Origin of the sequence: Sporosarcina sp. P29 (assembly GCF_002743265.1) — a bacterium.
In the GTDB taxonomy this organism is placed as follows: Bacteria; Bacillota; Bacilli; order Bacillales_A; family Planococcaceae; genus Sporosarcina.
Window position 1 is genome coordinate 1 of record NZ_PDYX01000031.1, and the last position, 20,220, is coordinate 20,220.

The 20,220-nt window shown below is 42.5% G+C and carries 18 protein-coding genes, 1 tRNA gene, 1 other RNA gene and 1 other annotated feature; of the genes, 16 read left to right on the forward strand and 4 right to left on the reverse strand.

Going from position 1 to position 20,220, the window contains the following annotated elements; genetic code table 11:
- The first annotated feature begins 539 nt into the window (after positions 1-539).
- The 3 genes from CSV68_RS15565 to CSV68_RS15575 all read left to right on the forward strand — a co-directional run bounded on the left by CSV68_RS15565 (position 540) and on the right by CSV68_RS15575 (position 4,135).
- Positions 540-1,022 (forward strand): glutathione peroxidase, encoded by a 483-nt coding sequence (locus CSV68_RS15565; protein WP_099635487.1) that lies wholly within the window; start codon positions 540-542, stop codon positions 1,020-1,022.
- A 105-nt stretch (positions 1,023-1,127) separates the two neighbouring features.
- Positions 1,128-2,594: an IMP dehydrogenase gene (gene guaB / locus CSV68_RS15570; RefSeq protein WP_099635486.1), complete on the forward strand. Its 1,467-nt coding sequence runs from the start codon at positions 1,128-1,130 to the stop codon at positions 2,592-2,594.
- 185 nt (positions 2,595-2,779) lie between these two features.
- On the forward strand, positions 2,780-4,135 hold the full coding sequence (locus tag CSV68_RS15575; RefSeq protein ID WP_099662597.1) for a D-alanyl-D-alanine carboxypeptidase family protein: 1,356 nt from the start codon (positions 2,780-2,782) through the stop codon (positions 4,133-4,135).
- Between the two features lie 19 nt (positions 4,136-4,154).
- Here CSV68_RS15575 and pdxR read toward each other — a convergent pair whose 3' ends face one another.
- The gene (gene pdxR / locus CSV68_RS15580) at positions 4,155-5,570 is read right to left on the reverse strand and encodes a MocR-like pyridoxine biosynthesis transcription factor PdxR (RefSeq protein ID WP_099662598.1); all 1,416 of its coding nucleotides are present in this window, start codon (positions 5,568-5,570) and stop codon (positions 4,155-4,157) included.
- A 100-nt stretch (positions 5,571-5,670) separates the two neighbouring features.
- Between pdxR and pdxS the strand changes: the two genes are divergently transcribed.
- Both pdxS and serS read left to right on the forward strand, forming a co-directional pair.
- Entirely contained in the window at positions 5,671-6,516 is an 846-nt protein-coding gene (gene pdxS, locus CSV68_RS15585; protein WP_099635483.1) for a pyridoxal 5'-phosphate synthase lyase subunit PdxS, read from the forward strand.
- A 391-nt stretch (positions 6,517-6,907) separates the two neighbouring features.
- Positions 6,908-7,115 (forward strand) — a binding site (T-box leader).
- 68 nt (positions 7,116-7,183) lie between these two features.
- Positions 7,184-8,467: a serine--tRNA ligase gene (serS, locus tag CSV68_RS15590; RefSeq protein WP_099662599.1), complete on the forward strand. Its 1,284-nt coding sequence runs from the start codon at positions 7,184-7,186 to the stop codon at positions 8,465-8,467.
- Between the two features lie 90 nt (positions 8,468-8,557).
- Here the strand turns inward: serS and tadA are convergent, their stop codons facing one another.
- Positions 8,558-9,058, reverse strand: coding sequence for a tRNA adenosine(34) deaminase TadA (gene tadA, locus CSV68_RS15595; RefSeq protein WP_099635481.1), 501 nt, complete (start codon positions 9,056-9,058; stop codon positions 8,558-8,560).
- Between the two features lie 174 nt (positions 9,059-9,232).
- Between tadA and CSV68_RS15600 the strand changes: the two genes are divergently transcribed.
- On the forward strand, positions 9,233-9,880 hold the full coding sequence (locus tag CSV68_RS15600) for a deoxynucleoside kinase (RefSeq protein ID WP_099635480.1): 648 nt from the start codon (positions 9,233-9,235) through the stop codon (positions 9,878-9,880).
- Complete coding sequence (locus tag CSV68_RS15605; protein ID WP_099635479.1) at positions 9,867-10,523, forward strand: deoxynucleoside kinase; 657 nt, start codon at positions 9,867-9,869, stop codon at positions 10,521-10,523. Before CSV68_RS15600 ends, CSV68_RS15605 begins: the two co-directional genes overlap by 14 nt.
- Positions 10,524-10,538: 15 nt before the next feature.
- Here CSV68_RS15605 and CSV68_RS15610 read toward each other — a convergent pair whose 3' ends face one another.
- Positions 10,539-11,903 carry an aspartate kinase gene (locus CSV68_RS15610; protein WP_099635478.1) on the reverse strand — a complete coding sequence of 455 codons (1,365 nt, stop codon included), beginning with the start codon at positions 11,901-11,903 and terminating at the stop codon, positions 10,539-10,541.
- A gap of 153 nt (positions 11,904-12,056) precedes the next feature.
- On the opposite strand from CSV68_RS15610, the gene CSV68_RS15615 reads away from it, so the two are divergent.
- From CSV68_RS15615 to thrB, 3 genes are read left to right on the forward strand one after another with little or no spacing between them, the layout of a single operon-like run.
- Positions 12,057-13,349, forward strand: a complete 1,293-nt coding sequence (locus tag CSV68_RS15615; protein WP_099635477.1) for a homoserine dehydrogenase — start codon at positions 12,057-12,059, stop codon at positions 13,347-13,349.
- 6 nt (positions 13,350-13,355) lie between these two features.
- Positions 13,356-14,414, forward strand: coding sequence for a threonine synthase (gene thrC / locus CSV68_RS15620; RefSeq protein ID WP_099635476.1), 1,059 nt, complete (start codon positions 13,356-13,358; stop codon positions 14,412-14,414).
- A complete protein-coding gene (gene thrB, locus CSV68_RS15625) occupies positions 14,414-15,310 on the forward strand; it encodes a homoserine kinase (protein ID WP_099635475.1) in 897 nt (298 codons plus the stop codon). Before thrC ends, thrB begins: the two co-directional genes overlap by 1 nt.
- 125 nt (positions 15,311-15,435) lie before the next feature.
- Here thrB and CSV68_RS15630 read toward each other — a convergent pair.
- Positions 15,436-15,528: transfer RNA gene (locus CSV68_RS15630), tRNA-Ser, on the reverse strand.
- Positions 15,529-15,949: 421 nt separating this feature from the next.
- On the opposite strand from CSV68_RS15630, the gene ffs reads away from it, so the two are divergent.
- The 6 genes from ffs to CSV68_RS15660 all read left to right on the forward strand — a co-directional run bounded on the left by ffs (position 15,950) and on the right by CSV68_RS15660 (position 19,928).
- Positions 15,950-16,216, forward strand: an RNA gene (gene ffs, locus CSV68_RS15635) — signal recognition particle sRNA large type.
- A gap of 109 nt (positions 16,217-16,325) precedes the next feature.
- Positions 16,326-16,793, forward strand: a complete 468-nt coding sequence (locus CSV68_RS15640; protein WP_099635474.1) for an S-ribosylhomocysteine lyase — start codon at positions 16,326-16,328, stop codon at positions 16,791-16,793.
- Positions 16,794-16,879: 86 nt separating this feature from the next.
- Positions 16,880-18,625, forward strand: coding sequence for a DNA polymerase III subunit gamma/tau (gene dnaX, locus CSV68_RS15645; RefSeq protein WP_099635473.1), 1,746 nt, complete (start codon positions 16,880-16,882; stop codon positions 18,623-18,625).
- Between the two features lie 21 nt (positions 18,626-18,646).
- Positions 18,647-18,967: a YbaB/EbfC family nucleoid-associated protein gene (locus tag CSV68_RS15650; protein ID WP_099635472.1), complete on the forward strand. Its 321-nt coding sequence runs from the start codon at positions 18,647-18,649 to the stop codon at positions 18,965-18,967.
- Between the two features lie 11 nt (positions 18,968-18,978).
- Positions 18,979-19,575, forward strand: a complete 597-nt coding sequence (recR, locus tag CSV68_RS15655; RefSeq protein WP_099632605.1) for a recombination mediator RecR — start codon at positions 18,979-18,981, stop codon at positions 19,573-19,575.
- Between the two features lie 89 nt (positions 19,576-19,664).
- Positions 19,665-19,928 carry a pro-sigmaK processing inhibitor BofA family protein gene (locus CSV68_RS15660; protein ID WP_233190512.1) on the forward strand — a complete coding sequence of 88 codons (264 nt, stop codon included), beginning with the start codon at positions 19,665-19,667 and terminating at the stop codon, positions 19,926-19,928.
- The last annotated feature ends 292 nt before the right edge of the window (positions 19,929-20,220 follow it).

Below are 20,220 nucleotides of genomic sequence, written 5' to 3' on the forward strand. Positions count from 1 at the left end.
AGTTAAGCTCTTCAGCGCCGATGGTAGTTGGGGGTTTCCCCCTGTGAGAGTAGGACGTTGCTAGGCACGCGAAGCCATTCCCTTTGGGGAGTGGCTTTTTTGTGCTTTATTATAGTAATTGATTGAATGTAGGATTGGGGAACTCGTACTTCACTCACTCATGAATTTCCAATATCTACTCTATGTATGAGAGCAAGCGCTCAATCTCTAAGCTTTACCGCTCAATGAGTCTCGGCGAGCGCTCTATCACTCCATTTATCCGCTCAATGAATCACGGCAAGCGCTCAATCTTCTCGCGTATCCGCTCAATGAATCACGGCAAGCGCTCAATCTTCTCGCGTATCCGCTCAATCAATCACGGCGCCCGCTCTATGCCCGCGCTTAACCGCTCAATAAGTCACGTCCACCGCTCTATCCCCCCGCAAAACACATCTAAATCTCTTACCATATTGCACTAAAAGGCCTTCGAACCAAACAGGATATTAGGTATTCTTTCAATAGTCAGGTAACATATACTAAAAGAAAAGAGGCGATTCTGCATGACGACAGTTTACGATTTCACAGTGGAAACTACTAGTGGAGAAAAGAAATCTCTAAAGGAATTTGAAGGAAGTCCAATGGTCATTGTCAACACTGCGAGTAAATGCGGTTTCACAAAACAATTTAAAGAACTACAGCAACTATACGAAGAATATAAAGATCAAGGATTGGTCATACTGGGCTTCCCATCGGATAATTTCAATAACCAGGAATTTGACGATATTGATGAAACGATGAACTTCTGCCAAGTGAATTATGGCGTAACGTTCCCGATGTTTGCCAAGATAGATGTAAAAGGGGATGAAGCAGAACCTTTATTTACGTATCTAGCAGAACAGCAAAAGGGTGTATTGACGGAAGGAATCAAATGGAACTTCACGAAGTTCTTGATTGATTCAAATGGACAAGTAGTTGATCGTTTTGCACCACAGACGAATCCATTAAAGATGCAAAAGTCATTGGATAAAATATTTAGTGAGTAATAGGAATAATCAGTCTACAATCTTCTATCTTGACACGCCCGATTGACGCTGATAACCTTTTAATAATCTGAATAGACAATAGTAATTTTAGGAGGCAGAAAGTTAATGTGGGAATCAAAGTTTTCTCGTGAAGGTCTGACGTTCGATGATGTATTATTGGTGCCGGCTGCATCTGATGTATTGCCAAAGGCTGTTTCGCTATCTGTGAACTTAACGGACAGCATTAAGTTGAATATACCTATCATGAGTGCAGGCATGGATACAGTAACGGAATCCAAGATGGCAATATCTATGGCTCGTCAAGGTGGAATCGGCGTTATTCATAAAAACATGAGTATTGAAGAACAAGCTGAGGAAGTTGTTACAGTTAAACGTTCTGAGAATGGAGTAATTAAAAACCCGTTCTTCCTTACACCGGAACATCAAGTATTTGATGCAGAGCATTTAATGGGTAAATATCGTATCTCAGGTGTCCCGATCGTTAACAATATGGAAGAGAAGAAATTGGTTGGTATTTTGACGAACCGTGACCTGAGATTCATTCAGGACTATTCCATTATCATTGATGAAGTCATGACGAAAGAAAACTTGGTGACGGCTCCTGTAGGAACTACACTGGAAGACGCAGAGAAGATGCTACAGCAATATAAAATTGAAAAGCTACCAATCGTAGATGATAAAGGTATTCTTAACGGTTTAATTACAATTAAAGATATCGAGAAAGTTATTGAGTTCCCTAACGCAGCAAAAGATAAGGCTGGACGCTTACTTGTTGGTGCGGCTGTAGGAGTCACGGTAGACACTTCTACGCGCATTGAGAAGCTTGTACAAGCAGAAGTCGACCTAATCGTCATTGATACGGCACACGGACACTCTAAGGGTGTTATTGACACAGTAAGAGAGATCCGCGGAAATTACCCGGACCTTGCGATTGTTGCAGGTAACGTAGCAACAGCAGAAGCAGCAGAAGCATTGTATGAAGCAGGTGCTGATGTAGTGAAGGTTGGTATTGGCCCTGGTTCTATTTGTACAACACGTGTAGTTGCAGGTGTTGGTGTACCACAGATCACTGCTATTTATGAGTGTGCAACTGTTGCACGTAAATACGGCAAGACAATTATTGCCGATGGTGGAATTAAATATTCTGGTGATATTGTCAAAGCGTTGGCTGCCGGTGGACATGCGGTTATGCTTGGAAGCTTGCTCGCAGGTACTACTGAGAGCCCAGGGGAGTCTGAGATCTTCCAGGGACGTCGTTTTAAGGTATACCGTGGTATGGGTTCTGTTGCTGCGATGGAAAAAGGGTCAAAAGATCGTTACTTCCAAGAAGATGAAAAGAAACTTGTACCTGAAGGCATCGAAGGCCGTATGCCGTATAAAGGGCCATTGTCTGATACAATTCATCAGCTTATAGGAGGTATTCGAGCGGGTATGGGATACTGTGGTTCGAAGGATCTTGAAGCACATCGTGAAAATGCACAGTTTATTCGTATGACGGGTGCTGGTTTACTAGAAAGTCATCCACACCAAGTACAAATTACAAAAGAAGCACCGAACTATTCGGTACGTTAATTTACTAGGTAAGGGGCAGGGGGAATTTCCTCCTGCCTTTTTTGTTGTTATATGAGGAATGATAAAATACAAAGAAATATGACGGTTTCCATAGGGGAATATATGTTTTTTTGCCATAAGCATATCTGACTTGCCGGGAATATGGTACACTGATTTTTGATATTGTGACTACGGAGGTAAGATGAGTGAAAAAAGTAACACAGAGATGGTTGGCAACTTTAATGGTGCCAATGATGTTGTTTATGATGTTAGGTATGCAGGAATCTGTAGCAGCGAAGGAAAGTGATTCTTCACTGGACCTTCGTGTAAACGGAGCTATTTTGATAGATGCAGATAGTGGTAAGGTATTATACGAAGAGAACTCAGATAAGCCGCTTGGCATTGCAAGTATGACCAAAATGATGACGGAATACTTGATGTTCGAAGCAATTGACGATGGAACAATTACCTGGGATCAAGAATACAAAGTTACCGAGTATACGTATAAGGTTTCGCAGGATCGTCGTTTAAGTAATGTTCCGCTTCGTCGAGATGGATCCTATACGATTCGTGAACTTTATGAAGCAGTAGCAATTTATTCGGCAAATGCGGCGACTATAGCGATTGCCGAGTCAATTGCAGGGTCAGAAGAGGAATTTGTCCATCTAATGAATAAAAAGGCTGAAGAACTTGGATTGACAGATTATAAATTTGTCAATTCTACGGGTTTGAACAACAGTGACTTACAAGGTATGCACCCAAGTGAGTTTGGTGAGAAAGATGAAAACGTTATGCCTGCACGTTCTGTTGCTAAACTAGCCTATCATTTATTGAAAGAATATCCGGAAGTACTAGAGACAACGAAAATTGCCAAAAAGACTTTCCGTGAAGGAACAGATGATGCCATTGACATGGTAAACTGGAACTTTATGTTGCCAGGCTTAGTATATGAATATGAAGGAATCGATGGCTTGAAAACGGGTACTACGGAATTTGCAGGACATTGTTTCACGGGTACCGCAGTACGTGATGGCCAACGTGTTATTGCTGTTGTAATGAATGCAGTGGATGATAAGGGCGTTGGATCTTATGAAGCGCGTTTTGATGCAACTCGTGAGTTATTCGATTATGGCTTTAAGGAGTTTAGTGAAACAGAGTTACTTAAAGCAGGGTACCAGTTCAAGAAGCAGAAGACTCTAGATGTTATAAAAGGTAAAGAGAAAAAAGTAGCGATTGCTACAAAGAAACCTATAAGCATGTTAGTCCGCAAAGATGAAGATCAAGACTATACTACTGAACTCGTATTAGATGAGAAGTTGGTGAAAAATGGACAAGTCCAAGCGCCAATTAAAAAAGGTACGGTTGTTGGTCATGTTAAACTTGTAAAAAAAGATGGATCAGATTATGGCTTTATTGATGGGAAAATAGTTAATACGGAAGTCGTCACAACTGAAGAAGTGAAGAAAGCTGGTTGGTTCTCGTTAACTATGGGGGCAATTGGTAACTTCTTCTCTAGTGCGTGGAATAGTTCTACTGGTTTTGTAAAGGGCTTATTTAATTAACTACAAAAAGACAGCGTACCTACTCAGGTATTGCTGTCTTTTTGATGTTCCACACATCGAGTAACTTCGGGATTGCCAGTTTGATATCTTCTTCAGTTAATCCGCCAAATCCGATCAAGAATGAAGGAGGGGATTGATCGGGCATTACCTTATAGGTGTCTAGACCACGAACTTTAATTCCTGATTGAAGAGCTTCATCGATAAGTATCTTTTCCGTTCTATTGGTATGAACGTGAAGCAAGACATGCATACCCGCTTCGTCGCCTGAGAATGAAATGGTAGGTTCATACGATTTTAATAAATTCGTCAATGTATGCATTTTCCGACGATAGATTTTCCGCATACGGTTTAGGTGGCGCGAGAATTGTCCATCTGCCATGAAACGTGCCAAGATATGTTGATCAATCCGCGGTACGGAAGAAGAGTAGGGGATGAAAGCCTGTCGGTATGTATCCAATAACCTTGGCGGCAACACCATGTAGGCAATTCGCATAGATGGCATAAGTGATTTAGTAAACGTACTTAAATAAATAACATTTTCTCCTTTATCCATCCCCTGCAAGGAAGGTATAGGACGTCCGCGGTAACGGAATTCACTGTCATAGTCATCTTCAATTATAAAAAACTCAGGATTCGATGCTGCCCAGTTCAAAAGTGCGGTTCTGCGAGCGGCAGACAGTACTGTGCCAGTCGGGAACTGATGGGAAGGGGTAACGTAGGCTATGGTGGCATCGGACCGTTGTAGTGCCTTTACGTCAAGTCCTTCATGGTCGACTGCAATGGAAATCGTCTTTTTGTAGTATTCCGAAAAAACGTGCTTGGTCATTAGATAACCTGGATCTTCAATCGCATAGCGAGCCCATTCACCTAGTATTCGGATAATCAAAGGCAAAAGTTGTTCTGTACCGGAACCAACAATAATTTGTTCAGGTGTACAGTCCACTCCTCGTGAGTGGTATAAGTAGCGGGCAATTTCTTGACGCAACTCAATATCACCGTGCGGATCTCCGAGTAGTAATAAGTGCGCGTTTGTTGTATCCATTATATCTCGTGCATATTTTCTCCATATGATGAATGGGAAGTTTTCCGTATCAATTGAACTTGGTGAAAAGTCGTAATGAATAGGTTTGATTATAGGAATTTCAGCTACGGTCTCTGACTTTACAGGCTGTACATAGGCGAGTTCCTCTATTGCTTGTACGAAATAACCTTTTCGTGGTTCCGCTGCGATAAAACCTTCTGCCGTTAGTTGGTCATAAGCCATTTCAATTGTTGTCTGACTGACACCTAGAAATTCTTCCAGTTGCCGTTTGGAGGGTAGTTTCATGCCAACCGGGAACTTGCCATCAATTATGTCTTGTTTGATTTGATTATATATTTGTTGATAAAGCGGGATATCCGAATCTTTTTGAAGCTCTATAAAAATCATGTCCATAGTGACCCCTCTAATCTGACCATGCTGTTTAATGTGAAACTGGCTATTTCCATATGGTCAATTTCAATTATACTGAAAATAACAAAAAGGGGGAAATGAAATGAGTTTTAAGTATGGCGGCGTCATTATGGATGTAATCAATGCAGAGCAGGCAAAGGTGGCGGAAGCAGCCGGAGCTATTGCAGTTATGGCACTAGAGCGAGTACCTTCTGATATTCGAGCAGCAGGCGGTGTTGCACGTATGGCTGATCCACGAATTGTAGAAGAAGTGCAAAAGGCGGTATCCATTCCTGTGATGGCAAAAGCACGTATAGGGCATATTTCAGAAGCACGTGTACTGGAGGCATTGGGTGTCGATTTCATTGATGAAAGTGAAGTATTAACGCCTGCAGATGATGAGTTTCACTTATTGAAAAGCGATTTCAGCGTACCATTTGTTTGTGGGGCACGAAACCTTGGAGAAGCAGCGCGACGTTTAGGTGAAGGGGCAAAAATGCTCCGCACAAAAGGGGAGCCGGGAACAGGCAATATCGTGGAAGCCGTGCGCCACTTGCGAATGATAAATGCTCAAGTAAGTAAAGTAGTTCATATGAGCAAAGACGAATTAATGACAGAAGCCCGTAATCTCGGTGCTCCATATGAAATACTGCTTGCTATTAAAGAAGCTGGTCGCTTACCGGTTGTGAACTATTCGGCCGGAGGTGTCGCAACACCTGCTGACGCAGCATTGATGATGGAACTTGGAGCGGATGGAGTGTTCGTTGGTTCAGGAATTTTCAAATCAGAAAATCCTGAAGCATTTGCACGTGCGATTGTACAGGCTACCGCAAACTACCAGGATTACGAGTTGATTGCTAAGCTGTCGAAAGGTATCGGCACGCCGATGAAAGGATTGGAAATTTCTCAGCTTGCCGAAAGTGAATTGATGGCGATTCGTAGCTCATAAGTTACGATTGAATTAGGAAAGTGAAGTCAGGGAGCGCTATGATCCCCATGGCCAATACAGGATTACGTCCAACCATGAGACAATTACAAAACAAATGAGTTGTCTCATGGCCATGACGAATCCAATAGTTGAGCCAACCCAATAGTGTAGGAATCAAGTTGAGTTTTTAAAGTAGATTTAGAAAGGTACCACTTTAGTAACAAGAGATATTTCCTGAGAAAGTATAATGTGTTCGTCTTTCCGTAAACTAAACAATCGAGCCATTCGAGCATGTGTTAAAGTAGTTTTATAGTCGAAGTAACCTCTAACGTTTATGATGTTTGTCATGCAAAAATGTACCGTGTCTCTTGTCAATAGTCAGAAATTGTAGTATGGTATATCTAATTTCACATACATTACGATGATAGGAAGCAGTAGCAACCATGTTTTTTTTAGAGAGCCGGCGGATGGTGGGAGCCGGTAGAAACTGGTGTGAATCCGTCCTGGAGTAGCAGAGCCGAATCAGTAGGTTTTGCCGGTCAGTTGAGCCGATATCTCAAACAAGTGGGCTGGGCAATCAGTCAATTTGGGTGGCAACGCGGGTAGTTCTCGTCCCTATTTTAGGGGATGGAGGGCTTTTTTTATTGTTTTTTATTATCAGTGATGTAAATACAAGGAGGCGGATGACGTGCTAGACAGTAAACTATTACGTGCGAATTATGAAGAAGTAAAAGCGAAACTCAGTAAACGTGGAGAAGATTTAACCGACTTTGAAAAGTTTGGCGGACTTGATGAGAAACGACGCGAAATCTTATCTAAAGTAGAAGTACTCAAAGCCGAGCGTAATGAAGTATCACAGCAAGTAGCACAAATGAAGCGTAATAAAGAAGATGCGGATGAAGTCATTGCAAAGATGAAAACAGTTGGTGAGGAAATCAAAGCATATGATCAAGAACTTTCTAAAGTGGAAGAGGAACTGAATTATATACTTATGCGTATTCCAAACATTCCACATGATAGCGTGCCAGTAGGGGATAGTGAAGATGATAACGTAGAAGTACGTACGTGGGGGGAGATCCCAACGTTTGACTTTGAACCTAAACCACACTGGGAAATAGGGACGGATCTTCAACTACTCGATTTTGAACGAGCAGCAAAAGTAACAGGTAGTCGTTTTGTGTTTTACCGCGGACTCGGTGCACGACTTGAACGTGCATTAATCAACTTCATGCTGGATCTTCATCAAGAGGAACACGGCTATGAGGAAATGCTGCCACCATATTTAGTAAACCGTACAAGCTTGACTGGAACGGGACAACTACCGAAGTTTGAAGAAGATGCGTTTTTAATTGAAGAAGAGGACTACTTCTTGATCCCGACATCTGAAGTTCCTGTTACTAACTTCTATCGCGATGAAATCATAGAAGGATCTAAGCTGCCAATTGCATTTACAGCGTATAGTACTAACTTCCGTTCTGAAGCAGGGTCTGCAGGTCGTGATACGCGTGGATTAATTCGCCAGCACCAGTTCAATAAAGTGGAGTTGGTTCGCTTTGTGAAGCCGGAAGATTCATACGATGAGTTGGAGAAATTAACTAGCCATGCGGAAAAAGTATTGCAATTGTTGAAATTGCCGTATCGTGCTCTTAAGATGTGTACTGCAGATTTAGGTTTCACAGCTGCCAAGAAGTACGATTTGGAAGTATGGATTCCTACACAAAATGTCTATAGAGAAATTTCTTCTTGTTCTAACTTTGAAGATTTTCAGGCGCGTCGAGCACATATCCGTTTCCGCCGTGAGCCGGGTGCGAAGCCTGAGTACGTTCATACGTTGAATGGTAGTGGTTTGGCTGTTGGTCGTACAGTAGCAGCAATTTTGGAGAATTATCAGCAGGAAGATGGTTCTGTTGTCATTCCAGATGTGCTTCGACCATATATGGGTGGAAAAGAAAAGATTGAAGCACCTAAGTAAAAATGTGTACGCTATTGATCTGTTCTCCACGTAGTCAACAAGTCTGTCTTTTGAAATGCAAATACTAATTAGTGAAAAGAAGCCCTACGCTTACGAGTTCTCCTCTAGGCGTTGGGCTTCTTTTTTTGCCGCTTTTCTTTTTTCTCTCAATGATCGAAAGAAGGTAGTAAGGAGTTGTCCGCATTCTTCACCGAGGACATTTTCGGTTACGATGCATTCATGATTAAATCGGGAGTCGTTAAGTAGTTGGTAAAAGGTATGGACGCAACCTCCTTTTGGATCACGTGCGCCGTAGACGACTCGCGGAATGCGGGATTGTAGTATGGCGCCCGCGCACATAGGGCATGGTTCGAGTGTGACGTATAGTGTAGTATCTTCTAAACGCCAACTTCCAACCTTCTCACAAGCTATTTGGATGGCAGATAACTCTGCGTGTGTGACTGCATTTTGAGTGGTTTCACGCAGATTATGTGCAGCGGCAATTACTTCTTCGTTATGTACAATGACTGCACCAATCGGTACTTCAGCTAAAGCAGCAGCTTTTTCTGCTTCTTCTATTGCCAGTCTCATGTAGTATTCATCATTTTTCATCAATTCATCCCTCCTTATCAACAGTCTATCATGCGAAACATCAAAATCAATTAGTGAAATGTTCCACGTGAAACAGACAAGAGGAAAACAATAAAACACCTCAATAAAAGTCGCATTCTATATGGTCGTCTATGATAAAATGGAAAGGTAATGAATTGAAAGGGTGAGTGGTACATGTTTGTCCCGTTTATTGCGGTAGAAGGTCCGATTGGTGTAGGGAAGACTACGCTCACGGCAGCGATTGCTGAGACCTTTTCATATAATCAATTAAGAGAAATTAGTGGAGAGAATCCTTTTCTCGATCAGTTTTATCAAGATAAAGAAAAATGGAGCTTCCAGACGGAAATGTTTTTCTTATGTAATCGCTATGAACAATTGAAGCAAATCAATAGAGAATACATATCGCGAGGGTTACCTGTCGTGGCGGATTATCATGTATTCAAAAATATGCTATTTGCCCAACGCACATTAGAGCCAAAAGACTTTGTGAAATATAAAGAAATCTATCATATTTTGACGAAAGATCTTCCTATGCCAAATGTCATTATTTCATTGTCGGCATCCATTCCTACATTGCTTAATCGAATCGACGAGCGTGGTCGGTCGTATGAAGCGGATATGGACCCCAATTATTTACTGCAGCTTTCGGAGGATTACCGTGCCTATTTACCGGAGTTCGAAGCGACTCACCCCGACATCCAAGTTATCCATATAAACGGGGATGAAGTGGACTATGTGCGCAATAAAGAAGATATGGATGCAATACTAAATAAAGTGTATGAAGCGGTCCAGAAAGGTTTGAAGCTAAATGAAATCACCTAATATATCAAAAAATAGTGTGTTTGCGGTAGCGGGAATGGTAGGGGTAGGCAAGTCGACAATGGCACATGCGATTGCCAAAAGACTGGGCTTTCAAGAGTCCTTGGAAAACGTCGCAGAAAACCCATACTTAGAGAGGTTCTATGATGACTTCCAACGTTGGAGCTTCCATTTACAAATCTTCTTTTTGGCAGAACGTTTTAAAGAGCAAAAGCATATATTCGAAAGCGGTGGCGGTTTTGTACAAGATCGTTCCATCTACGAAGACGTAGGGATCTTCGCTAAAATGCACGCTGATGAAGGAACTATGGAAGCGGTCGACTTTGAAACCTATATGAATCTATATGATGCAATGGTTATGACGCCGTATTTTCCACACCCAAGTGCTCTCATATATTTGGAAGGACCATTACCTGTCATTCTCGATCGTATTGAAGAGCGTGGCAGGGATATGGAGCTACAAACGCCAAGAGGTTATTGGGAAGAGATGTATCGTCGCTACGAACAGTGGATTAATTCATTTACTGCATGCCCGGTCATTCGACTAAACATCGAAGAATATGATCTGTTAGAAAATGAAGAGGATATTGAGTTGATTATCGGAAGAATTGCTGAAGAAATGAAAAAATCGACACCCCGTGTATAAGGGATGTCGATTGTATTAATGAACAGCCACTTCTGTAAAGAATTCTTGATATAGCTCCCGTAGGACAACGTTTTCATCCTTTTCTTGGATACCGAATACTAAACTGACCTCTGAAGATCCTTGGTTAATCATTTCGATATTTGCACCTGTTCGTGCAATAGCAGATGCCGCGCGTGCTGCCAATCCTCTTGCGTGTCGCATGCCTTCACCTACGAGTACTACCATGGAATAATCACGCTGGAAATGTACATCGTCGGGACATAACTCCTGTTCAATGCGCTTAACGATACGTTCTTCTTTTTCAGGTGTTAAATGTTCATCGCGAATAATGACAGACAAGTTATCAATACCAGACGGTGTATGTTCAAATGGAATTTCTTCTTCTTCTAGAATTTGTAGTAAGTGACGTCCGAAACCGATTTCTAAGTTCATCAAGTATTTAGCTACGAAGAGTGTAGAGAATCCCTTATCGGCAGCAATTCCGACAACGGATTGAAGATTATGGTCGCGATCCCGGACAATCATTGTGCCGGGTGCACTTGGATTATTTGTGTTCTTGATACAGACAGGAATCTTGTGACGGAATGCAGGTACCAGCGCTTCTTCGTGAAACACAGAAAATCCTGCGTATGCAAGCTCACGCATTTCCCTGTATGTCATCGAATCAATTGCACGTGGGTTTTCAATAACGGTGGGATTCGCCGCGAAAACGGAGTCCACATCGGTAAAGTTTTCATAAAGTTCTGCATTTGTCGCTGCTGCTAGAAGGGCGCCTGTAATATCGGAGCCGCCACGGTTGAACGTACGCAATGTTCCGTCTTCTGTATAGCCAAAAAATCCTGGAAATACGATGATACCTTCTTTATCACGTAGTTTACAGAGCTTTTCATTGCCTTCTGGAAGAGCACGTACTCGTTCTGGACGATGGTTAACAAGTAATCCACCTTCACGAGGATTTACGTATTCTGCTTCGACGCCAATATGTCGGAAGTAAGCCGCAATCATTTTTGCATTATTGTCTTCACCGGCGGCTTTCAAGCTGTCTACGTACAGAATTTCGTCTGACTGATCTTTATTCAGGCGTCTAATGACATCTTGCTCGATTACTTGTGCAATATCTTCATCTAGGCCTAGACCTTCGGCAATTTCTTTGTAACGCTCCACAACCATTTGCAGTGCGTCTGTTGTGTCTTTACCAGCAAGTGAAGTATTTGCCAAATCAATGAGCAAGTCGGTTACTTTAATGTCAGACGAAGAGCGTTTACCAGGTGCAGAAACTACAACAATTTTTCTCGATGGGTCGGATACGACAATGTCGACCACTTTACGGATTTGTTCCGCGGATGCGACGGATGTTCCGCCAAATTTACAAACTTTCATTGAGTACCAGATCCTATCTTTTTGAGATTATCTATCTATATTTAGAAGATTCGTGAAAACAGGTTGTTATTAAAGGCAGAATTCTCTATAATTGTCCTTATACGAAGAACGATTGTTTTTTCATAGTGTACATATAGTTAGGAGAATCGTCAAATGAAAAATGAGAAAAATGAGATTAATATCGGCTTGCTAGGTTATGGAGTAGTCGGAAGCGGTGTGGCAACAATTCTGCACAATCACCAGGATGACCTTCGACATAAGCTTGGTGTTCCTGTATCCATCAAGAAAGTCCTTGTTAAAAACTTGGATAAGAAACGTAATGGCGTGATACCTAAAGAAATGTTCACTACATCACTTGATGAAGTGTTAAACGATCCTGAAATTGACTTGATCATTGAAGTGACAGGAGGTTCTTCTGAAGCGATACGTCGTTCACTCGAAGCAGGTAAGGGTGTTGTCACTGCGAATAAGGATGTCATGGCGGAATCTGGACCTGAATTATTAAAATTAGCAGATGAAAATAAATGCGACCTATTATATGAAGCGAGTGTGGGTGGCGGTATTCCGTTGATCCGCACATTGGAAGATGGATTAGCATCAGACCGGATCACTGCATTGACAGGAATCGTCAACGGAACGACTAATTTCATTTTAACAAAGATGAAGCATGAAAATAAGACTTATGAAGACGCATTAGCGGAAGCGACGGAATTAGGCTTTGCTGAAGCAGATCCTTCTGCTGACGTAGACGGTATTGATGCGGCACGTAAGATGGTTATTCTTGCGTCCCTATCTTTTTCCACAGAAGTGCATCTTGACGATGTATTTGTTCGTGGTATGAAAGAGATTGCAGACGGTGATCTTCAGCTTGCGGAGCAATTCGGTTACACGATTAAAATGACAGGTTCTGCGAAAAAAGATGAAGAAGGTATTGAAGTGGCCGTTGAGCCGGTCTTTGTTCATAACTCTCATCCGCTGGCCACAGTTAATAATGAATTCAACGCAGTGTATGTTTACAGTGATTCAGTAGGTGAAACAATGTTCTACGGACCTGGGGCTGGCTCATTGCCCACAGCAACTTCTGTAACAGGTGATGTAGTGGCAGCTTGCCGTAATATCTTGCTAGGTGTGAATGGTAAGAGAATGCATGCACCACAATTTGAGCGTAAAGTAAAAACAGATGAACAGAAGTATGCTCGCTACTTCCACCGTATTACTGTACGTGATGAAGTAGGCGTGTTGACAGAATTGACGTCCATTTATAGCCACCACAAAGCAAGTCTAGCGACAGTCGTCCAAGATTCTGATTTGCATGATGAAGGTGCGGATTTGATCTTTATTACACATAAAATTTCTCGTCAACAGCATTTAGACATTTTAGCAGACCTAAAAGATACACCAGCGGTCATTGACATTTCTAGTCATTATCGTGTGGAAGGAGAATAAGGGATTATGAGAAGATGGAATGGATTGATCGAAGAATATAAAGAGTGGTTACCGGTGACAGAGAATACCCCTGCATTAACACTGCAAGAAGGAAACACACCGTTAATCTATCTTGAGAACTTATCAAAGCAATGGGGAATCAATCTGTATGTGAAAACAGAAGGAACGAATCCAACTGGTTCTTTTAAAGACCGTGGAATGGTGATGGCGGTTGCAAAGGCGAAAGAAGAAGGAAAGACGGCTTTGATCTGTGCTTCAACGGGTAATACATCTGCTGCAGCCGCAGCTTATGGTGCACGTGCGGGCATGCGTACAATCGTCGTTATTCCTGAAGGTCGTATTGCACTTGGTAAACTGGCACAAGCAAAAATGTATGGAGCGGAAATCGTAGCTATCGAAGGAAACTTTGATGAAGCACTCCGTATGGTACGTGAACTAGGCGAAGGTAAAATTGCGTTGGTAAACTCTGTGAACCCTTATCGTTTGGAAGGGCAAAAGACGGTAGCATTTGAGACAATTGAACAACTCGGCAAAGTACCAGATATCTTCGCTTTACCTGTTGGAAATGCAGGTAATATATCCGCGGCATGGAAAGGTTTCAAAGAATACGCAGAGAAAAAAGGTACGGATACACCGAAATTACTAGGAGTTCAAGCAGATGGTGCAGCACCAATCGTCTATGATCGTGTATTCGAAGAGCCTGAAACGGTAGCAACAGCAATCCGTATCGGAAACCCTGCAAGTTGGCATTTAGCGACTCAAGCCCTTGAAGAATCAGGTGGGGACATCTTGTCCGCTACTGATGAAGAAATCCTTGAAGCATATCAATTACTAGCTGCAACAGATGGTATCTTTGCAGAACCTGCATCTTGTGCAACCATTGCAGGCATCAAGAAACGCCTTGATGCGGGATTGATTGAAAAAGGAACGACGATTGTCGGTATCCTAACAGGTAATGGATTGAAGGATCCTGAAACTGCAATCAACGTCAATGCACACAAGCCTATGATGACAAATGAACAGTTCGATAACTTCTTGAAAGAATTGAAAGAGGGGAACAACTAATGACAGAAGCCGGTTTTTCAGTGACCGTGCCAGCCACGACGGCTAATCTCGGACCCGGCTTCGATCATTTAGGTCTTGCCCTTTCACTAAACATGACGATAGAAGTTGCGCCAGCTAGTGCGTGGTATGTTTTGTATCAAGATAAAGAATATGCTGCATTGCCGACGGACGAAACAAATTTGATCGTACAGACCATTCAGCAAGTAGCATCGCGGTATGATCAAGTCATTTCTTCACAAAAGTTAGTGGTGCATTCTGATATACCTTTAGGAAAAGGTCTGGGTAGCAGTGCTACGGCAATAGCTGCAGGTATTGAAATCGCAAGTGAACTAGCGGATTTGCAACTATCACCAAAAGACAAGCTGAGAATCGGTAGCGAACTAGAAGGACATGCCGATAACGTCACGGCTGCGTTGATTGGTGGGATGACAGTGTCGTACTTCACTGAAGATGAGATGGAAGTACTAACATTTCCAGCACCCCCGATCGGTGTTGTCATCTTAGTGCCGCCAGTTGCTTTAAAGACCGAAGCTTCACGTGGATTGTTACCAGAGCAACTAACGCATAAAGTAGCGGTACGTGGGAGTGCTGCGGGCAGTGTTATGACTGCCGCTATTGCGCAATCGGATTGGGTGACGGCGGGACGTATGATGGAACGGGATGTATATCATGAACCCTATCGAAAGGTTGGATTCCCTAACTTCGATGAAATACGTTTAGCTTGTAAGGAAGCGGGAGCGTACGGCATGACAATTAGCGGAGCAGGACCGTCCCTTTTTGTAGCTGTACCACCAGGAACAGAGCAACAAGTGGCGGCTTCATTAGAACAAAGCTTTCCACATTATCAAGCACTTGCCCTGCAACCAGCAGAGACCGGCGCATGTATCACAAAATAAAAAACAGCGTCAGGACTGATTCAGTCACTGGCGCTGTTTTTCGTAATGTATGTATTTCTACTTCTATTTAGATTTTAAGGCAATAAAAAAAACGTTACATCGAGTAACGTATGCTGTCAAAAGTATGGCGGAGGAAGAGGGATTCGAACCCCCGCGGGCTTTAACACCCCTGTCGGTTTTCAAGACCGATCCCTTCAGCCGGGCTTGGGTATTCCTCCGTATCAGACAAATAATATCTTACCACATCATATTTATAGCGTCAACTATTCTTTTTCACTTTTTTCTCTGCGGCGATAAATGAAGCGCCAACAATAGAAACTCATCAATGCGACGGTCTGTATTAGAGCGGCATACATAAAGTTAAAAACTGAACTAGAGAAAAAATATCGTTAGGCCGAGCAAGACAGCGGGCAAAACAATGGCTGTATACACTCGAACTTCGATATTACGGAAACTGAGCTTATAACGTTTAGTTGGATCCATACTATTCACCTCGCTCATTTAAATTAGTATACTACCCAACTCTGTGCGAATAGAATGGTTTATTAACTGTTTACGTAATAGGATGTTAAAACACATTCTGATGAATACAAGGTTTACCGTTGCAATCATTATTAACTATGGGTATAATAAGAAATGCCGTGCTAGGTGGGGAATTAGCGGTGCCCTGTAACTTGCAATCCGCTCTAGCAAGACTGAACTCCTTTTCTGAGGCTGTCCGCATGTAGGGTCTGCCTCTTGCACGTAGTGTTGACGTCTGGGTCCTGCGCAATGGGAACCCATGAATCATGTCAGGTCCGGAAGGAAGCAGCATTAAGTGGACTCTCTCATGTGCCGCGGGGTAGCCTAGACCGAGCCAACGACAAGAGTAACGCTTATGTGCGGCAGTCGAAGATAGGTGCACGGCATTAATTCAATAATTCACTCGTCCATTTTACTATGGGCGAGTTTTTTATGTCCCTTAAATAGTGTATACTTCAAGATAGTACGTATAGCTGAAAGGGAGCGATTTACATTGACTGAGAAAAAAATGAATGTTGAAAGTTTTAACTTAGATCATACGAAAGTGAAAGCACCTTATATCCGATTAGCGGGAACTACAGAAGGAAAGAATGGCGACAAGATTTTGAAATATGATATTCGTTTTTGCCAGCCGAATTCGGACCATATGGATATGCCAGCACTTCATTCACTAGAACATATGATGGCAGAATTCAGCCGTAACCATTCAGATCAAATCGTCGATATCAGTCCAATGGGTTGTCAGACAGGTTATTATCTAGCTGTCATCAATCATGAAGACTATAATGACATTCTTTCTATAGTAGAGAAAACATTAAACGATGTACTGCTAGCAACAGAAGTACCGGCATGTAATGAAGTCCAGTGTGGCTGGGCAGCAAGCCATAGCCTTGAAGGTGCGAAAGAAATTGCACGCACAATGCTTAATAAGAAAGACGAGTGGACAGAAGTATTTGCGTAAAATATCCAAGCGGTACACGGTGAAAAAATCGTGTTTCATGTTATGATAGAAGTATTATGCAATCGGAGAAAAAGGGGGAAACGCAGTTGATTTATCAAGCACTATACCGCGCTTACAGACCGCAGGCTTTTGGTGAAATGTCAGGTCAGCAGGCGATCAAGCAAACTCTGCAAAATACCCTTCTCCATCAGAAGACGACGCATGCGTATCTATTCTCCGGACCTCGTGGAACAGGAAAAACGAGTGCGGCGAAGATTTTTGCAAAGGCACTAAATTGTGAAAATGGTCCAGCAGCAGAACCGTGTAATAAATGCGAGACGTGTAAAAGTATCACAGAGGGATCTAACACCGATGTCACTGAATTTGATGCGGCTTCTAATTCGCGCGTAGAAGAAATTCGCGACATTATTGAACGTGTGCATGTGGCACCTTCCAATGCACGATTTAAAGTCTATATTATTGATGAAGTGCATATGCTGTCCAATTCAGCTTTCAACGCATTGCTGAAGACGCTAGAAGAACCCCCAGCTCACGTCGTATTTATTCTGGCGACTACGGAACCTCATAAGCTGCCGCTCACTATCATTTCCAGATGCCAGCGATTTGATTTCAAACCGATTACGGCACCTGAAATTATTGAGCGAATGGAAAAGGTTATTGGAGATATCGGGGTTACTGCAGAGACTGGTGCTTTGCGCGCAATTGCACAAGCTGCAACAGGTGGAATGCGAGATGCGCTTAGTATGCTCGATCAGGCCGTATCGTTCAGTGGAGATGAGTTGACAACAAGTGACGCGCTGCTGGTGACTGGAGCTATTGGTGAAGAGATCTTCTATCAGCTAGCACAATCAATTCAAGCGAAAGACGCGGGATCCGCATTGTCTTTATTGCACGAGCTGATTGCTGAAGGGAAAGATGTAGGTAGACTCGCCGAAGACATGATTACATTTTTCCGTGATATATTACTGCTTGGAACAGCGCCTGAATTGACAGATCTACTGGAACTGATTTCAGACGGAGATAAATTTCAAGAGCTTGCCCAAGAGTTTCACTCGGATGAATTGTACCGGTACATCGATATTCTTTCAAAAACACAGCAAGAAATGCGTTTTTCTAATCACGGGAAAGTCTATATTGAATCCGCTTTGTTGAAAATGATTCATTCCGGCGAGCAACGACAAGTGTCTAACTCCGCAGCTGATCCTGAAATGGCTCAGAAGTTTGCCGTGTTAGAACAGACTGTTAGACAACTACAGCAACAACTAGCAGCAGGAGCTGTACAGCAATCCGCTGAGCCACAAGCGCCGGCAAAAAGGGCTGCTTCAACTGCTTCCAGATCTGCCAAAGTGCCAACAGGTAAAATTGTAGAAGTATTAAAAGGCGCAACGAAGTCCGATATTCAAGTGATTCGTGAGCAGTGGGCGGGTATGATGCAAAGTATGCAACGCTCTCATGCCGCTTTATTGGAAGAGACGGAGCCTGTAGCAGCATCAGAGACGGCTTTTGTGCTAAAATTCAAATATGAAATTCATTGCTTGATGGCTTCTGAAAATGCTACATTACAAGCAGGCTTATCGGATGCACTACTGCGACTGACAGGTAAAGGTTATGAAGTAGTCTACGTGGCAGAGGAAAGCTGGTTGCAAGTTCGTGCCGATTTCATACAAAAGAGTGGATTGGCCAGTCAGAAAAGCAAGGAAAACCCTCAACAGTTAGACGAGGAACAACCAACGTCAGCATTTATGGAAGAAGCATCGATTGAAGATGCTGATCCACTTGTAACTGAAGCGGAGAAGATGTTCGGAAAAGATTTTATTACAATAGAAGAGTAATTTACTAAGGAGGAATTATTTATGCGTGGAGCAGGGAATATGCAAGGTATGATGAAGCAAATGCAAAAGATGCAAAAGAAGATGGCAGAGGCACAAGAGAACCTAGGTAGCGAGAGAATGGAAGGTACAGCTGGTGGCGGCATGGTAAAGGTAATTGTGTCAGGCCATAAAGAAGTACTTGAAGTAATTATCGATCCCGAAGCGGTAGATCCCGAAGACGTAGAGATCCTACAAGACTTGATCGTTATCGCTACAAATGATGCGCTTGCAAAAGCGGAAGAAATTACGAACTCCACAATGGGCCAATTTACAAAAGGAATGAACTTGCCCGGGATGTTCTAGGAGGTTGTATAATGCATTATCCTGAACCTATATCAAAATTAATGGATAGTTTTATGAAATTGCCAGGCATCGGCCCCAAAACTGCGGGTCGTCTGGCGTTTTTTGTATTAAGTATGAAAGAAGACACGGTGCTAGATTTTGCTAAAGCTTTAGTCGATGCGAAACGTAATCTTCAGTTCTGTTCGGTTTGTGGTCATATAACAGACATCGATCCATGCTATATCTGTCAAGATCAATCGCGTGATCGCACAACAATCTGTGTCGTGCAGGATCCGAAAGACGTGATTGCTATGGAGAAGATGCGTGACTATCGCGGGTTGTATCATGTATTGCAAGGTGCGATATCGCCAATGGACGGTATTGGACCGGAAGATATTAACGTTCCTTCATTACTAACAAGACTCCAGGAAGACGAAGTGCAAGAATTGATTCTTGCAACGAACCCTACTATAGAAGGAGAAGCAACAGCCATGTACATTTCAAGGCTTGTTAAACCATCTGGAATCACGACAACACGTATCGCTCATGGCTTACCTGTCGGTGGAGATCTAGAATATGCAGACGAAGTTACGTTGTCTAGAGCATTAGAAGGTCGTCGAGAACTATAGAAAAGAATTGGAAGATAGAGAACGAGTGGACTAAACCTATCCAGAGACGCATATAGATAAGTATCTATGAGATAGAAAGGGCGTTTTCTGTGAGGATTTTAGTCATAGCTATATTAGGAGTCGTATCATTATTGCTGTTGAGTATGAGCCGAACCACTCTCGAAAAAAACATGGAACGCTTATCGGTATTCTGGTTTAGATTAGCTTTTGCGTTCTTTATTCTCTTTCTAATGAACATTGCCGGCGGATTTATTGGCATCTATGTACCTGTTAACATTGCATCTGGCATGATCTTAGCGATACTAGGGGTCCCTGGATTCGCGGCGCTATGCGGTTTCGCCATTCTTTTTTAAAAGAATGGTGAAAAAGCTTGCATTCTCATAAAAGCGGTGGTATATTTATAAGCGTCGCATCAAGCAGTTGCGAAAACATCAAACTTAACAAGAAAAACTTTTTAAGTAAAAGTGTTGACAACTAAACGATGAGATGTTAATATTAGAAAGTTGCCTCTTACGAGAGACTAACCGGATGAACCTTGAAAACTGAACAGCAAAACGTTAACGAAATACAGTTTGTGCACCTAACGGTGACACAAACAAAATGAGTATCTTAATTGATGCCAGCAAATGAAACTCGAGCTAATCG